The sequence below is a fragment of the Acidovorax sp. GW101-3H11 genome (genome assembly GCF_001633105.1).
Lineage (GTDB): Bacteria > Pseudomonadota > Gammaproteobacteria > Burkholderiales > Burkholderiaceae_C > Acidovorax.
The window spans coordinates 46836-63417 of sequence record NZ_LUKZ01000031.1; the positions used below are offsets into that span (position 1 = coordinate 46836).

Consider the following 16582-nt stretch of genomic DNA (forward strand, 5'->3'; position numbering starts at 1 on the left):
GAGGCTGAGAGTCTTTTGCTCCAACCCGCCATGCACACCGAAGACAACGCACACGATGACGACGACGGGCGCCTGCTGCTGATCGTGGAAGACGACGAGGCCTTTGCGCGCACGCTCACGCGCTCGTTCGAGCGGCGCGGCTACCGCGTGCTGCAGGCCGCCAGCCTGCCCGAGGTGGAAGCCCTGCTGGCCGACCACACACCGGGCTACGCCGTGGTGGACCTGAAACTCAAGGGCGATGCCTCGGGCCTGGCCTGCGTGCAGCGGCTGCATGCGGCCGATGCCGACATGCTCATCGTGGTGCTCACGGGGTTTGCCAGCATTGCCACGGCGGTGGAGGCCGTGAAGCTGGGCGCCTGCCACTACCTGGCCAAGCCCTCCAACACCGACGACATCGAGGCGGCCTTCGGGCTCAAGGCAGGCAACACCGAGGTGGAGCTGACCAACCGCTCCAGCTCCATCAAGACGCTGGAGTGGGAGCGCATCAACGAGGTGCTGGCCGAGACCGGCTTCAACCTGTCGGAAGCGGCCCGGCGCCTGGGCATGCACCGGCGCACGCTCACCCGCAAGCTCGAAAAGAAGCAGGTGCGGTAGCGCCCCACCGGCTCTACGCAGAGGCCGGTGTGGCCTCCAGCATCTGCCGCTCAAACGCCCGCAGGCGCTTGTAGATCGAGATCTGCTCCACCACCGTGCTCCAGTTGAGCACCAGGAACTGGAACGACTCCAGCACCTTGTCGAACGCCCGCGCAATCTGCTGCATCACACCCAGCGTGATGGCGCCTGCGATCAGCGTGGGGCCAAGCGCGATCAGCGGCACCAGCACACTCACCTGCAGGTACGACCACTTCACCACGTCGAAGTACAGGTAGTGGAAGAAGAGCCGGAAGTAGTTGCGCCGCACGGCTGCAAACAGCTCGGCCGCCGTGGGCGGCGCAGCACGCGCAGGGTCGTCCTCGCCCAGCACCAGCTCCTTGCGGTAGGCCGCCTCCACGCGCTGGTTGTGAAACTCCAGCCCCGGCAGCTTCACGCCCACACAGGCCAGCAGCAGCGTGCCGCCCAGCGACCAGGCCAGCGCCACCCACACCAGCGCGTGGGGCACGGCGCCGATCAGCGGCAGTTCGGTGATCTTGTCCGACAGCGCCCACAGCACCGGCAAAAAGGCCGCCAGCGTCATGAGGCTGCGCATGAAGCTCAGACCCAGGTCTTCCATGGTGCGGGCGAAGCGCATGGTGTCTTCCTGCACACGCTGGGCCGCGCCCTCGATGTGCCGCAGCCGGGGCCAGGCGGCCATGTAGTGCTCGTTCATCGCCTGCCGCCACCGGAAGATGTAATGCTTGCTGAAGAAGTCCACCAGCACCGCCGTCGTCACATAAATCATGGCGATGCGCGCGAAGGTGGAGAGCTGGCCCCAGAACTGCTCGGCGGTGATGCTGCCGGGCTTGCCCAGCGCCTCCTGGATCAGGTCGTAAAAGCTGCCAAACCATTCGTTGATCTGCACATCGAGCTGCACGCGGTAGGCCGTGGCCAGCAGGATCACGGCAGAGCCCAGAACAGACCAGGCCCACCAGCGGCGGGCAAAAAAGAAGGACTTGAACATCGTGGACGGGGTGTTGTGGTGGTGAAAAGGTTCGCCCGGCTCTGACAGCCACCGGGCCCGAACGTTCCGCAGCGACCGCTGCCAGACTGGACAAGGGCGCACGCGGGGCGGCGGGGTACGGTGCGGCACGCCGGAGCAGGGAGGCTGCAAAAATATAGATAAAAATAGCCGCTACCGCGCGATGGGTCTCAAACATCGCTTCAAAAACAATAGCAAATACTACCCAGAGACCGCCAGCGCCCGCCCCCGGGTCTTCCCGCAGCCATCGCCGTGCGGCCAGGGCTTGTGCAGAGGGTGCTTCCGCCGTGCGAAGCGCCCTACCGTTGGGCCCCCCCGTGCTCCGCCAGCCAGCGCTCGGCCTCAGTCTGCCCGCGCTGCCGCGCCCAGTCCTGCGCGCTCTGGCCCTGCCGGTCGCGCCGGGCCAGGTCCACCCCACGCGCCTGCATCCACTGCAACGCCTCCACACGGCCCTTGGCCGCCGCCAACATAGCCGGGGTTTCGCCCCAGCTTGCAGGTGCGGGTTCGTCCAGGGCCTGCCCCTGTTCGGCCAGCCATTGCAGGCACGGCACACAGCCGCTTTGCGCCGCCATGTGCACGGGCCCCCAGTCCCAGCGGTTGCGCACCTGCAGGCTGGCCCCGGCCTGCACCAGCCGCTGCGCCACGGGCAGGTGGCCGCCATAGAAGGCCCGCAGCAGCGCCGTGTCGCCGCGCTCGCTGTCTTTCTGGGTCTGGCGCAGGTCCGGTGTGGCGCCCGCCTGCAAAAGCAGCTCCACATGCGCCATCTGCCCCCGGTGCGAGGCGAGCATGAGCACCGACGAGCCGTTGTCGGCCAGCAGGTTGGGGTTGGCGCCAGCGCGCAGGGCCTGCTCCAACGCGGAGGCATCGCCCGTGTTCTGCGCATCCAGCAGCTGGGCATCCGCTGGCGCCCAGGCCCGCGCAGGCACTGCGCCCATGCGGGAGCCACCCACCTCCAGCGCACCCCGTGGCGCCCACAGCGCCGCCGCCAGCAGGGCAGCCACCACGAGCCAGCCCCACGCGGGGCGTGTGTGGTCACCGGCGGTGTGCCGCAGCGCCCCGGGCGCAAAGCGGCCGCGCCGGTCTTGCCAGGCCTGCGCGATGGCGCGCCCCACCGCGTCGGCAGCATCGGCGCCCCGGAGCCCCGGCGTGAGCCGCACCGGCCCCCCTCGGGCATGCCGCGCATACAGCGCGTGGTAGCGCTGCTCGCTGCTCCCGCTGCCTGTCGAGTACAGCAGCTTGTGCACCAGCGCCTGACTGGCCTCGCCGGGAATGGATTGCACCGAAGACCACCACCAGGAGCTGCGCTGCACGCGCACACCATCGTCGTTCACGGACAGCGTCCAGCGCCGGGTGGCGGCATGCAGCGCAAACGCCACCAGCACCGCCATCACGCCCAGCCCTCCGGGCGAGCGTGGCAACACCAGGCCCTGCGCGCCCACGCGGCCCTGTAAGACCCATTCCAGCCCCAGCAGAACCAGCGCCACCCCGGCGGCCCAGCGCCATCCCGTCTGCGCAAAGTGCAGTTGCCAGGCGTCGGGCGCCTCATGCACCTGCACACCCTGGGGCCACAGCGCGGCGCTGTGGTCATCCCCGGCGGGGGCCTTGTCTGGCAGCGCCACAGGCAACTCCTGCCCCCAAGCCGCACGTCGGTCAAACCGGTCGGGGGCGGATACCGCCAGGGCCGATGGGGCCGATGGGGCTGCTTGCACCTGCAGGTCGTACGAAAGCTCCAGGGTACCGCCGGGCCGCTGCAGCTCCACCCGCCAGTCCACACGCTCCCCCGACCGCTGCGCGCCGTGGGTGGGCGCGTCCTCTGGCAGTTCAAAACGGGCCGACAGGTGCAGGCCACCGTCAGGGGTGGGTTGTAGGGAGGTGCTGGCCGCCACCACTTCCACCAGCCGCTCGGGCGATCCCGAGCTGGACTCGTCCACCCGGTACTGCGCAAGCCGCAAGCACAGGGCCTGCGCACCGTCTTGCCCCGCCGCGCGGCCAGGCAGCCGCAGAGTGACGGCCACCACCCGCCCCGCCAGGGGCCGGTGTGGCAGGGCCGTGAACGCCGAGCCCCGGTAGCGCCACACCTTGCGCGTCTGGGCTGCGGCAAAGCAGAGCAGCATCAGCCCCACCACCACAAACACCCCCATGAAGGCCTTGGCCCACCCCGACGCGCCCCGATCGGGCCAGAGCGCCCCCGCCATGGGGAAGGCGATGCCACACCAGAACAAAGCAAAGAACCATGCAGTGGCGGCCGTGCCCTGCAAGGAGCTGCGCGCGCTGGCCACCAAGCCCGGCCCTTGCGAAGCGCCATCTTCAGGCGACTGTTGGGCCGCAGCCGCCCCGCCGCGCCCCAGCAGCACCCACACAAAGGCCCAGGCCGCCACCAGCCCCACCCCGGTGAAAACAAATGCAAACGGCAGCCGGACCATCAGCAGTGGCCAACGGATGTGCGGGTCGATCAAAGAACGGGATGGCTGGGCCGGGTCCACCCAGACCGTGATGGCCTGGTTGCGCGACTGCGCCTCCTGCAGCCGCCGGTGCCACTGCTGCTGCCAGTCGCCCAGGTTGTCGGCCCCGCCTTGCGCGTCGAGCCCCACCTGCGTGCCCTCGTAGCGGGCACCACCGAATTCATAGCGGTAACGCGCCTGCAGCGCGTAGGTGATGCCCCCTTCACTGCCCCGCCGCTGCCGCAGGTCCGCCTGGAGCACCTGCGCTGGCAGGGCCACCCAGCTGCGCACCTGCCACGCCGCCTGCAGGGTCTGCGCGAGCGGCCGCAGGCCCGCCCAGTAACCCCCGAGGCCAAAGCCGATCGCAAACACGGCACTGAAAAGCAGCGCCCCCGCCCGACCCACCATGGATGCCATGCCAGCCTCTCTTTCTTTTTATTGTTGTTGTGGCCGCAGCATAGGAACGGTTTCATGACAAAACCGTGACTGTCACATTTTTGCCTTCAGTGCCAAAAGATGAAGAACGGCCCCAGAAGCAAAAAAAAACGGCCCCGAAGGGCCGTTGTGTCGGGGCCGGAGGCGGTCTACACCGCCGCCCGGGCATCCGCAGCGCGTCAGCAGGACGCGACTGCCGCACCCTTGGCGGCTTCTGCGTATTCTTCGATCTGGTCGAAGTTCATGTAGCGGTACACGCTCGCCTTGTCGGCGTCGATCACGCCCATTTCCTTCAGGTACTCTTCCTTCGAAGGCAGGTAGCCCAGGCGCGAGGCGATGGCAGCCAGCTCGGCCGAGCCCAGGAACACGTTGGTGTTCTTGCCCAGGCGGTTGGGGAAGTTGCGGGTGGAGGTGGAGATCACCGTCGCGCCCTCGCGCACCTGGGCCTGGTTGCCCATGCACAGCGAGCAGCCGGGCATTTCGGTGCGCGCACCGGCCGTGCCGAACGCCGCGTAGTGGCCTTCCTTGATCAGCTCACTCTCGTCCATCTTGGTGGGTGGTGCCACCCACAGCTTGACGGGGATGTCGCGCTGGCCGCCCAGCAACTTGGCTGCGGCGCGGAAGTGGCCGATGTTGGTCATGCACGAACCGATGAAGGCTTCATCGATCTTGGTGCCCGACACTTCGGACAGGAACTTGGCGTCGTCCGGATCGTTCGGGCAGCAGACGATGGGTTCCTTGATATCGGCCAGGTCAATCTCGATCACGGCAGCGTATTCGGCGTCCTTGTCGGCTTCGAGCAGGTCGGGCTTGGCCAGCCAGGCTTCGACCTTCTCGATGCGGCGCTGCAGCGTCTTGGCGTCGGCATAACCGTCGGCGATCATGTTCTTCATCAGAACGATGTTCGAGGTCAGGTATTCCTTGATCGGCTCGGGGTTGAGCTTGATCGTGCAGCCAGCGGCAGAGCGCTCGGCCGATGCGTCAGACAGCTCGAATGCCTGCTCAACCTTGAGGTCTGGCAAGCCTTCGATTTCCAGGATGCGGCCGGAGAAGGCGTTGATCTTGCCAGCCTTGGCCACGGTCAGCAGACCGGCCTTGATGGCGTACAGCGGGATCGCGTGCACCAGGTCGCGCAGGGTCACGCCGGGCTGCATGTCACCCTTGAAGCGCACCAGGATGGATTCGGGCATGTCCAGGGGCATCACGCCCGTGGCGGCACCGAAGGCCACCAGACCGGAGCCTGCGGGGAACGAAATGCCGATGGGGAAACGCGTGTGCGAGTCACCGCCGGTGCCCACGGTGTCGGGCAGCAGCAGGCGGTTGAGCCAGCTGTGGATCACGCCGTCGCCAGGGCGCAGGGCCACGCCACCACGGTTGGAGATGAACGCTGGCAGCTCGCGGTGCGTCTTCACGTCCACAGGCTTGGGGTAGGCGGCCGTGTGGCAGAACGATTGCATGACCAGATCGGCCGAGAAGCCCAGGCAGGCCAGGTCCTTCAGCTCGTCGCGGGTCATCGGGCCGGTGGTGTCTTGCGAGCCCACGGTAGTCATCTTGGGTTCGCAGTAGGTACCGGGGCGCACGCCCTGGCCTTCGGGCAGGCCGACGGCACGGCCGACCATCTTCTGCGCCAGCGTGAAGCCTGCATTCGTCGCCACGGGAGCGGTGGGCAGACGGAACGCGGTAGACGCTGGCAGGCCCAGGAATTCGCGGGCCTTGGCTGTCAGCGAGCGGCCGATGATCAGGTTGATGCGGCCGCCGGCGCGCACTTCGTCAAACAGCACATCGCTCTTGAGCTGGAACTCGGCCACGGTGGCGCCGTCCTTCACGATCTTGCCGTCGTAGGGCAGCACGTCGATCACGTCGCCCATTTCCAGCTTGGACACGTCCACTTCGATGGGCAGCGAGCCCGAGTCTTCCTGCGTGTTGAAGAAGATGGGAGCGATCTTGCCGCCCAGCGTGACGCCACCAAAGCGCTTGTTGGGCACAAAGGGGATGTCCTGGCCCGTGGCCCAGACGATGGAGTTGGTGGCCGACTTGCGCGAAGAACCGGTACCGACCACGTCACCCACGTAGGCGACCAGGTGGCCCTTCTTCTTCAGGTCGTCGATGAACTGCATGGGGCCGCGCTTGCCGTCTTCCTCGGGCTTGAATGCCGCGTCGGGACGGGTGTTCTTGAGCATGGCCAGGTAGTGCAGCGGGATGTCGGGACGGCTCCAGGCATCGGGCGCGGGCGACAGGTCGTCGGTGTTGGTCTCGCCGGGCACCTTGAACACGGTGACGGTGATCTTCTTTTCCACTTCAGGGCGCGAGGTGAACCACTCGGCGTTGGCCCAGCTCTGCATCACTTCCTGCGCCTTGGCATTGCCTGCCTTGGCCTTGGTGGCGACGTCATTGAAGAAGTCGAACATCAGCAGCGTCTTCTTGAGCGCGTCGGCGGCCACACCAGCCACTTCGGCATCGTCCAGCAGCTCGATCAGGGGGTGCACGTTGTAGCCGCCCACCATGGTGCCCAGCAGCTCGGTGGCCTTGGACTTGGAGATCAGGCCCACCTTCACGTCGCCGTGCGCCACAGCGGCCAGGAAGCTGGCCTTGACCTTGGCAGCGTCGTCCACACCCGGAGGCACGCGGTGCGTGAGCAGGTCCAGCAGGAAGGCGTCTTCGCCAGCGGGTGGGTTCTTGATCAGTTCGATCAGTTCGGCCACTTGCTTGGCATCCAGCGGCAGCGGCGGGATGCCCAGGGCGGCACGCTCGGCCACATGGTCACGGTAGGCTTTCAACATCATTTTTCTCCGGTTGCGTTCTAAAGTGGGGCGGTGTGCCGGGCTGCAAGGGCATCAAGGGCCCTCACGCCAGCACACACAAGGGGGTCGTGGATTTCTCGGGGGCAGTGGCGCAAAAAAGCGAGCGGGCTACTTGGCCGCAGGCAGGGGTTCCAGAACACTCACAGGGGGGTTCTTCTTGATGGCTTCGGCCACCACCACCTGCTCGGCGCTCATGCATTCATCGGCCAGGCGCTGGCCGAGCTTCTGGTTCATCAGCATGGACTTGTTGGCGATCTGCAGCCAGACGGCGCCGCCCTTCTGGTCTTCCAGGCGCACCGTGCCGGTGGTCGTGGCCACGGGCGACATGAAGTACTTGAAGCCCTTGCCTTCCACATGGAAGTGGCCGGGCGTGGCGGGGTCGGCCGTCACCGTGACAAAAGCCCCCAGCTCGCAGGGCATGCGGCCCGTGTGCACGCGTTCGGCGATGGCCAGCTCGGCGGGCGAGAGGGCCGCTTCTGCAGCAATGATGCCCGCTGCCACCTGGTTGGTGGCGCTTTTCAGCTGGGTGCGGCTGCTGGTGGGCTCGGCCTTAGCCACTGCGGCCTTCTTGGCCACTGGGTCCTTGGCTGCAGCCTTGGTGGGCTTGGCCTCGGACTTGGCGGCCGTCTTGGGAGCCGGTTTTGCGGCGGGCTTGGCTGCAGCAGCCTTGCTTTCGGACTTGGCTGCCGACTGGGCCGACGCGGTTTGGGCCAGGGCGATGGCCGGGGCCAGCAACAGGAGGGCGGAGGCAATGATGGATTTCATGGAGGGTCCTGCGTAGGGGTGTTCAGGAAGGTGGTTCACGATGGAACAGCCGCCGATGCGCCAAACCAGGGGCGCACAGACGGGGGAAGCGCGCGCCCGGTGTGGTGGGCGCGCTCAAGGATCTGCCAGTAGAAACGGTAACTGGCACGGTCATGCAGCACACCTTCAAAGCTGATGGGAGCCCAATCAGCCTGAGCGGCGGCCGCTATTATTTTTGAAGCATTGTCAATGTCGTCCTGCTGCGGCGCAAAGGCCTGCAGGATGGGGCGGATCTGCGCGGGGTGGATGCTCCACATGCGGGTGTAGCCCAGCTCCTGCGCAGCACGGCGGGCTGCACCCTGCATGGCCACGGTGTCAGAAAACTCGGTCACCACGCAATGCGAGGGCACCTTGCCGTGGGCATGGCAGGCAGCAGCAATCTCCAGCTTGGCGCGCACCACCAGTGGGTGCGCAAACTGCCCGACCGAGGTCATGCCCTGGGCCGGAATCGCCCCGCCATGGGCCGACACAAAGTCCATGAGGCCAAAGCTCAGGCTCTGCACGCGGGGGTGGGCGGCAATCTCGAAGGCCCGGTGCACGGCAGCGGGCGACTCGATCAGCACGTGGATGGGAAGCTGGGGTGCCGAGGCGCGCTCCAGCGCACGCTCCACCTGCAGCACGTCGTCCACGGATTCGACCTTGGGCACCATGATGTGGCAGAGCCTGTGGCCTGCTTCGCCTGCGATCGTGGCGACATCATTGGCAAATGCCGGGTGGTCCACCGCATGCACGCGGGCGGCGACCCGGGCCGTGGGCGCGGCACCCAGCGCCAGGCTGGCCACAAGCCGCGCATGGCCGGACTCGAAACCGACCGGGGCACCGTCTTCACAATCCAGGGTCACGTCAAAGACGCAGGCGCCCATCTCCTGCGCCATCTCGGCCTGCAGCTGCAGGCTTTTGCGCATGCGTGCTTCCACACCGCTGTAGTGGTCGCACACGGGCAAGAATCCGGTCTGCGCCTGCGCACCCAGCAGCACATCCCGGGGATGCACGCTGCCGGAAGGCAGGGCAGAAGAAGAAAGCGCAGCGCCCTGCCCCTGCGCGGGGACCGGGGCGGCCCGAAGGCCCGATGCCAGGGGCGTCGGCTGCATGGGGTTCACCAGGCTTGTTTACAGCAGGTGCTTGACGCCGTCTTGCTCGCCTTGCAGTTCGGCCAGCGTCTTGTTGATGCACTCTTGCGAGAACGCATCGATCTCCAAGCCTTCGACGATCTTGTACTCGCCGTTTTCGCAGGTGACGGGGAAGCCGAACATGGTGTCCTTGGGGATGCCGTACTGGCCGTCCGATGGGATGCCCATGGTGACCCACTTGCCGTTGGTGCCCAGGGCCCAGTCACGCATGTGGTCAATGGCAGCATTGGCAGCCGAGGCAGCCGAAGACAGGCCACGGGCTTCGATGATGGCAGCGCCGCGCTTGCCCACGGTGGGCAGGAAGGTGTTGGCGTTCCATTCCTGGTCGTTGATCATCTTGGCGACGCTTTCGCCGTTGATGGTGGCGAAGCGGTAGTCGGCGTACATCGTGGGCGAGTGGTTGCCCCAGACGGTCAGCTTTTCGATGTCGGCCACAGCCTTGCCGGTCTTGGCAGCGATCTGGCTGGCAGCGCGGTTGTGGTCCAGGCGCAGCATGGCGGTGAAGTTCTTGCGTGGCAGGTCAGGGGCCGACTTCATGGCGATGTAGGCGTTGGTGTTGGCGGGGTTGCCAACGACCAGCACCTTCACGTTGCGCGAAGCCACGGCGTTCAGGGCCTTGCCCTGTGCCGTGAAGATGGCGCCGTTGACAGCCAGCAGCTCGGCACGTTCCATGCCGGGGCCACGTGGGCGCGAACCCACCAGCAGGGCGTAGTCGGCGTCCTTGAAGGCGGTCATGGGGTCGCTGTGCGCGGTCATTTCGACGAGCAGCGGGAATGCGCAGTCGTCCAGTTCCATCATCACGCCCTTGAGCGCTTTTTGAGGGCCTTCAACAGGGACTTCAAGCAGCTGAAGAATGACCGGCTGGTCCTTGCCCAGCATTTCGCCGGAGGCGATACGGAACAGCAGGGCGTAACCGATTTGACCAGCGGCACCGGTGACGGCGACGCGAACAGGCTTCTTGCTCATGGTGAGAACTCCAGGGAAGTAAGGAAAACAGGTGTGTGTGCAACGCAAGCACCAGCGCCTGTTACCAGCAGCCCGTGCCCCGCAAAACAGCCTTGGAGTTTACCCCCGATTGGACGCCCCGGTCAATTTGTCTTATGTCTTATATAAGATATGATTGCAACCCGTTTGTCGTCCGGTTGTCATGTGGCAACCGGTGCGCCACACCACCAACCACGCGCCACCCCGCCATGTCATCCCTGCCGTTCGCCGCCGACACCCCCGCCACGCCCTCTGGCGCAGCGGGCGCCACCACGCCGGCGTTCAGCCCGCTGTACCAGCAGATCAAGGGCCTGATCCTGCAAAGCCTGCAGCAAGGCGAGTGGAAACCCGGCGAAGCGATCCCCAGCGAGATGGAGCTGGCTGCACGCTTTCGGGTGAGCCAGGGCACGGTGCGCAAGGCCATCGACGAACTGGCGGCAGAAAACCTCGTGATGCGCCGCCAGGGCAAAGGCACGTTTGTTGCCACCCACGCCGAGCAGCATGTGCAATACCGCTTCCTGAAGCTGCTGCCCGACACCGGCGACGCCCGGGTCGAAGGCCCGGCCCAGCGCCGCGTGATCGATTGCCGCCGCGTGCGCGCCAGCGCCGATGTGGCGCGCACCCTGGCCCTGCGCAGCGGCGACGCCGTGATGCAGGCCAAGCGCATCCTGTCGTTTGCCGGGGTGCCCACCATCCTCGAAGACATCTGGCTGCCCGGGCAGGCCTTCAAAGGCCTCACAGCCGAGCAGTTGGCCAACTATCAGGGGCCGACCTACGCCATGTTCGAGCTGGATTTTGGCGTGCGCATGGTGCGGGCCGAAGAAAAAATCCGCGCCGTGCTACCCGACGAAGAGCAGGCCCAGCTGCTGCAGATCACCCCCGTCACGCCACTTCTGAGCGTGGAGCGGATTGCCTACACCTACAACGATGTTCCCATGGAGTTACGCCGTGGGCTTTACCTCACCGACACCCACCATTACCGTAACGAACTGAACTGACAACAAGCTGGCACCCGAGCAAACACGTCGAAAATTCCGATGGGGTCAAACCCCTCATTGTTGCGTTGCAATAGAATTTTGCGTTCTTTGCATCTCCGAATTACAAAGAAGTTACATCCACGAAAGCACTCAACATGACCGAGCTTGCCAAAAAACGGCCTGAATTCCGCAACATCAATGCCTTCAAGGACCTCACCACCTACCGCATGACCCCTGCGGCATGGGTCTCGATCCTGCACCGCGCCAGCGGGCTGATCATGTTCCTGCTGTTGCCTTTCATCATCTGGATGTTTGACACCTCGGTGTCGTCCGAAATCTCGTTCGCCAGATTCTCGGCGGCCTTCAACATCGGCATCGGCTTCGTGCCCGGCTGGTTCATCAAGCTCGTGGCCCTGGCGCTGATCTGGTCGTACCTGCACCATTTCTGCGCCGGCCTGCGCCACCTGTGGATGGATGTAAGCCACAGCGCCGTGAACAAGCAGTTCGGCAAGACCTCGGCCCTCTCCGTGTTTGCCGTGAGCATCGCCCTGGCCCTGGTGCTGGGCGCCAAGCTGTTCGGCCTGTACTGATCGGTCTCCATACAAGGCAGCGGCCGCTGCCTCCCAGTGCCCCACACAACAAGAGGAATACATCCATGTCCGTCAATTACGGTTCCAAACGCGTCGTCGTCGGCGCCCACTATGGCCTGCGCGACTGGCTCAGCCAGCGCGTCACGGCAGTCCTGATGGCTCTCTTCACCCTGGCGCTGCTGGCCCAGGTGATCTTCTCCAAGGGCCCCATCGGCTACGACAAATGGGCCGGCATCTTCTCGGCCCAGTGGATGAAGGTGCTGACCTTCACCGTGATCATTTCGCTGGCCTGGCACGCCTGGGTCGGTGTGCGCGAAGTTCTGATGGATTACATCAAGCCCGTGGGTCTGCGCCTGGCACTGCAGGTGTTCACCATCGTCTGGCTGGTCGGCTGCGCCGGCTGGGGTATCCAGGTTCTGTGGCGTCTCTGATTGATCCCCGCGACTGAAGGCAAACAACAATGAGCTACACCAACGCTAACATCACCAAGCGCAAATTCGACGTCGTCATCGTCGGGGCCGGCGGCTCCGGCATGCGCGCCGCGCTTGAACTCTCCCGCGCAGGCCTGAACGTGGCCTCGCTGTCCAAAGTGTTCCCCACCCGCTCGCACACCGTGGCGGCCCAGGGTGGCGTGTCCGCATCGCTGGGCAACATGAGCGAGGACAACTGGCACTACCACTTCTACGACACCATCAAGGGCTCTGACTGGCTGGGCGACCAGGACGCCATCGAGTTCATGTGCCGCGAAGCACCCAACGTGGTGTATGAGCTGGAACACTTTGGCATGCCGTTCGACCGCAACCCTGACGGCACCATCTACCAGCGCCCCTTTGGCGGCCACACCGCCAACTACGGTGAAAAGCCCGTGCAACGCGCCTGCGCCGCAGCCGACCGCACCGGCCACGCCATGCTGCACACGCTGTACCAGCAGAATGTGAAGGCCAAGACGAACTTCTTCGTCGAGTGGATGGCTCTGGACCTGATCCGCGACGCCGACGGCGACGTGGTGGGCGTAACGGCCCTCGAAATGGAAACCGGCGACCTGTACATCCTGGAAGCCAAGACCGTGCTGCTGGCCACCGGTGGTGCAGGCCGCATCTTCGCCGCATCGACCAACGCCTTCATCAATACCGGTGACGGCCTGGGCATGGCCGCACGTGCCGGCATCCCGCTGCAGGACATGGAGTTCTGGCAGTTCCACCCCACCGGCGTGGCCGGCGCGGGCGTGCTGCTGACCGAAGGCTGCCGTGGCGAAGGCGCCATCCTGCTCAACAGCAACGGTGAACGCTTCATGGAGCGCTATGCGCCCACGCTGAAGGACCTGGCCCCCCGCGATTTCGTGTCCCGCTCGATGGACCAGGAAATCAAGGAAGGCCGTGGCTGCGGCCCCAACAAGGACTACGTGCTGCTCAAGCTCGACCACCTGGGCGCCGACACCATCCACAAGCGCCTGCCCTCGGTGTACGAAATCGGCGTCAACTTCGCCAATGTGGACATCACCAAGGAACCGATCCCTGTGGTGCCCACCATCCACTACCAGATGGGTGGCGTGCCCACCAACATCAACGGCCAGGTCGTCACGCACGACGGCACGAGCAACAAGGTGGTCAACGGCCTGTATGCAGTGGGCGAATGCTCCTGCGTGAGCGTGCACGGCGCCAACCGCCTGGGCACCAACTCGCTGCTGGACCTGCTGGTGTTCGGCAAGGCCGCTGGCCGCCACATCGTCGAGTTCAACAACAAGAACAAGGAGCACAAGCCCCTGCCAGCCGATGCGGCCGACCGCACGCTGGAGCGCCTGAACCAGCTCGACAAATCCACCGGCGGCACCTACTCGCAGGCCCTGGCGGGCGACATCCGCGCCGCCATGCAGCAACACGCTGGCGTGTTCCGCACCCAGGCCAGCATGGACGAAGGCGTCAAGAAGATTGCCGAGCTGCGCACCCGCGTGGCCGGTGTCACGCTGCAGGACAAGTCCAAGGTGTTCAACACCGCGCGCATCGAAGCGCTGGAAGTGGACAACCTGATCGAAGTGGCCCAGGCCACGATGGTGTCGGCCGCAGCCCGCAAGGAATGCCGTGGCGCCCACACGGTGTACGACTACGAACAGCCTGCCGACCACCCCACGGCACCGCTGGGCCGCAACGACGCCGAGTGGATGAAGCACACCCTCTGGCACAGCGCCGACAACAGCCTGACCTACAAGCCAGTGAACCTCAAGCCCCTGACGGTGGACAGCGTGCCGCCCAAGGTCCGGACGTTCTAAACAGTAGCCCCACGAGAGCAGAACCATGCAAAAGCGCACATTCCAAATCTACCGCTACGATCCGGACAAGGACGCCAAGCCCTACATGCAGACCATCGAGATCGAACTCGACGGCCAAGAACGCATGCTGCTGGACGCCCTGGTCAAGCTCAAGGAACAAGACCCCACGCTGTCGTTCCGCCGCTCCTGCCGCGAAGGCGTGTGTGGCTCCGACGCCATGAACATCAACGGCAAGAACGGCCTGGCCTGCCTCACGAACATGAACACCCTCAAGGGCACGATTGTTCTGAAGCCCCTGCCCGGCCTGCCAGTGATCCGCGACCTGATCGTGGACATGACGCAGTTCTTCAAGCAGTACAACTCGATCAAGCCCTACCTGATCAACGAAGGCCTGCTGCCCGAGAAGGAACGCCTGCAAAGCCCCGAAGAGCGTGAAGAGCTCAACGGCCTGTACGAGTGCATCCTGTGCGCCAGCTGCTCCACCAGCTGCCCCAGCTTCTGGTGGAACCCCGACAAGTTCGTGGGCCCGGCCGGTCTGCTGCAGGCCTACCGCTTCATCGCCGACAGCCGCGACGACGCCACCGGTGCGCGCCTCGACAACCTGGAAGATCCGTACCGCCTGTTCCGCTGCCACACCATCATGAACTGCGTGGACGTGTGCCCCAAGGGCCTGAACCCCACGAAGGCCATTGGCAAGATCAAGGAACTGATGGTGCGCCGCGCCGTCTGAGCCAGCCCACCCCTGCTGAGCACCAGGCCATGGAATCCACGTCCGTCCCATCCATCACGAACACGCCAGCGGCAGCCTCGCCGCTGCTGGACACGCGTGAACTGAGCAAGCTGCACTGGCGCTGCCGGCGCGGCCTGCTGGAGAACGACCTGTTCATCGAACAGTTCTTCACCCGCTACGAGTCGTCGCTGACCCAGCGCCACGCGCAGGGCATGCGCGCGCTGATGGACCTGGCGGACAACGACCTCCTGGACCTGCTGCTGCAGCGGCGCGAGCCAGCAGGCGAGCAAGACACAGAAGAAGCACGCGAAGTGCTCGGCATGCTGAGACAAAGTGGTGGCACCCCCACGGCCCTGCAGGCCTGACACCGCGCCCAAGCACGCCCAAGACCGGATCACTATCGGCAACCTACCCAAGGAAAGTAACAATGAAGCTAGCTGACAACAAAGCCACCCTGTCCTTCAGCAATGGCAGCCCCAGCGTGGACCTGCCGGTCTACCAGGGCAGCATTGGCCCGGATGTCATCGACATCCGCAAGCTGTACGCGCAGACGGGCATGTTCACCTATGACCCCGGCTTCCTGTCTACGGCAGCCACGCAGTCCGCCATCACCTACATCGATGGCGACAAGGGCGAGCTGCTGTACCGCGGCTACCCCATTGAGCAGCTGGCTGAAAACTGCGACTTCCTGGAAACCTGCCACCTGCTGCTGTACGGTGACCTGCCCAACGCTGCGCAGAAGATCGACTTCACCAGCCGCGTGACCAACCACACCATGGTCAACGAGCAGATGCAGTTCTTCCTGCGTGGCTTCCGCCGCGACGCGCACCCCATGGCGGTGTTGACCGGCCTGGTGGGCGCTTTGTCGGCCTTCTACCACGACAGCACGGACATCAACAACCCAGAGCACCGCGATATCTCGGCGATCCGACTGATTGCCAAGATGCCAACGCTCGTAGCCATGTCGTACAAGTACGGCATGGGCCAGCCCTACATGTACCCGCAGAACAACCTGAGCTACTCGGGCAACTTCCTGCGCATGATGTTCGGCACGCCCTGCGAAGAGTACAAGGTCAACCCCGTGCTGGAACGCGCACTGGACCGCATCTTCATCCTGCACGCAGACCACGAGCAGAACGCCTCGACCTCCACCGTGCGCCTGTGCGGCTCGTCGGGCACCAACCCGTTCGCCGCCATCGCTGCCGGCGTGGCCTGCCTCTGGGGCCCTGCCCACGGCGGCGCCAACGAAGCTGCACTGAACATGCTGTACGACATCCAGGCCCAAGGCGGCGTGGAAAAGATCGGCGACTTCATCAAGCAGGTCAAGGACAAGAACTCCGGCGTCAAGCTGATGGGCTTTGGCCACCGCGTGTACAAGAACTACGACCCCCGCGCCAAGCTCATGCAAGAGACCTGCAATGAAGTGCTGGCCGAGCTGGGCCTGGAAAACGACCCGCTGTTCAAGCTGGCCAAGGAACTGGAAAAGATCGCCCTGGAAGACGACTACTTCGTGCAGCGCAAGCTCTACCCGAACGTGGACTTCTACTCCGGCATCGTGCAGCGCGCCATCGGCATCCCGGTGAACCTGTTCACCGGCATCTTCAGCCTGGCCCGCACCGTGGGCTGGATCGCCCAGCTGAACGAAATGATTGGCGACCCCGAGTACAAGATCGGCCGCCCACGCCAGCTGTTCACCGGCTCCGTGCGCCGCGACGTGCCGCCTCTGGCCAGCCGCTGACCGCTGGCACGGCGCCCAGCGCGCCGTCCGCCCCCCCAAAAAGCCCGCAGGCCTTGTGCCTGCGGGCTTTT

General features: G+C 65.2%; 14 protein-coding genes. 8 read left to right on the forward strand and 6 right to left on the reverse strand.

What is annotated here, in order from left to right; all coding sequences use genetic code 11:
• Nucleotides 1–30: 30 nt before the first annotated feature.
• Nucleotides 31–594, forward strand: a complete 564-nt coding sequence (locus A1D30_RS21855) for a response regulator transcription factor (RefSeq protein ID WP_063462840.1) — start codon at nucleotides 31–33, stop codon at nucleotides 592–594.
• 13 nt (nucleotides 595–607) lie between these two features.
• Here A1D30_RS21855 and sbmA read toward each other — a convergent pair whose 3' ends face one another.
• The 6 genes from sbmA to A1D30_RS21885 form a co-directional block, all read right to left on the reverse strand.
• Nucleotides 608–1597 carry a peptide antibiotic transporter SbmA gene (gene sbmA / locus A1D30_RS21860; protein WP_063462841.1) on the reverse strand — a complete coding sequence of 330 codons (990 nt, stop codon included), beginning with the start codon at nucleotides 1595–1597 and terminating at the stop codon, nucleotides 608–610.
• A gap of 317 nt (nucleotides 1598–1914) precedes the next feature.
• Nucleotides 1915–4473: an ankyrin repeat domain-containing protein gene (locus A1D30_RS21865; protein ID WP_063462842.1), complete on the reverse strand. Its 2559-nt coding sequence runs from the start codon at nucleotides 4471–4473 to the stop codon at nucleotides 1915–1917.
• A gap of 197 nt (nucleotides 4474–4670) precedes the next feature.
• Nucleotides 4671–7271 (reverse strand): bifunctional aconitate hydratase 2/2-methylisocitrate dehydratase, encoded by a 2601-nt coding sequence (gene acnB, locus A1D30_RS21870; protein ID WP_063462938.1) that lies wholly within the window; start codon nucleotides 7269–7271, stop codon nucleotides 4671–4673.
• A 129-nt stretch (nucleotides 7272–7400) separates the two neighbouring features.
• Nucleotides 7401–8057, reverse strand: coding sequence for a hypothetical protein (locus A1D30_RS21875; protein WP_063462843.1), 657 nt, complete (start codon nucleotides 8055–8057; stop codon nucleotides 7401–7403).
• 35 nt (nucleotides 8058–8092) lie between these two features.
• Nucleotides 8093–9187, reverse strand: a complete 1095-nt coding sequence (locus tag A1D30_RS21880; RefSeq protein ID WP_242421993.1) for an aldolase/citrate lyase family protein — start codon at nucleotides 9185–9187, stop codon at nucleotides 8093–8095.
• Between the two features lie 18 nt (nucleotides 9188–9205).
• Complete coding sequence (locus A1D30_RS21885) at nucleotides 9206–10192, reverse strand: malate dehydrogenase (protein WP_063462844.1); 987 nt, start codon at nucleotides 10190–10192, stop codon at nucleotides 9206–9208.
• A gap of 227 nt (nucleotides 10193–10419) precedes the next feature.
• On the opposite strand from A1D30_RS21885, the gene A1D30_RS21890 reads away from it, so the two are divergent.
• From A1D30_RS21890 to A1D30_RS21920, 7 genes are all read left to right on the forward strand, one after another.
• The gene (locus A1D30_RS21890) at nucleotides 10420–11208 is read left to right on the forward strand and encodes a GntR family transcriptional regulator (RefSeq protein WP_063462845.1); all 789 of its coding nucleotides are present in this window, start codon (nucleotides 10420–10422) and stop codon (nucleotides 11206–11208) included.
• 134 nt (nucleotides 11209–11342) lie between these two features.
• Nucleotides 11343–11777, forward strand: coding sequence for a succinate dehydrogenase, cytochrome b556 subunit (gene sdhC, locus A1D30_RS21895; RefSeq protein ID WP_063462846.1), 435 nt, complete (start codon nucleotides 11343–11345; stop codon nucleotides 11775–11777).
• A gap of 65 nt (nucleotides 11778–11842) precedes the next feature.
• A complete protein-coding gene (gene sdhD / locus A1D30_RS21900) occupies nucleotides 11843–12208 on the forward strand; it encodes a succinate dehydrogenase, hydrophobic membrane anchor protein (protein WP_063462847.1) in 366 nt (121 codons plus the stop codon).
• A 29-nt stretch (nucleotides 12209–12237) separates the two neighbouring features.
• Nucleotides 12238–14043: a succinate dehydrogenase flavoprotein subunit gene (gene sdhA, locus A1D30_RS21905; protein WP_063462848.1), complete on the forward strand. Its 1806-nt coding sequence runs from the start codon at nucleotides 12238–12240 to the stop codon at nucleotides 14041–14043.
• Between the two features lie 25 nt (nucleotides 14044–14068).
• Nucleotides 14069–14773, forward strand: a complete 705-nt coding sequence (locus A1D30_RS21910; protein ID WP_063462849.1) for a succinate dehydrogenase iron-sulfur subunit — start codon at nucleotides 14069–14071, stop codon at nucleotides 14771–14773.
• A 29-nt stretch (nucleotides 14774–14802) separates the two neighbouring features.
• Entirely contained in the window at nucleotides 14803–15138 is a 336-nt protein-coding gene (locus A1D30_RS21915; RefSeq protein ID WP_063462850.1) for a succinate dehydrogenase assembly factor 2, read from the forward strand.
• 62 nt (nucleotides 15139–15200) lie between these two features.
• Complete coding sequence (locus A1D30_RS21920) at nucleotides 15201–16511, forward strand: citrate synthase (protein WP_063462851.1); 1311 nt, start codon at nucleotides 15201–15203, stop codon at nucleotides 16509–16511.
• Nucleotides 16512–16582: the final 71 nt, after the last annotated feature.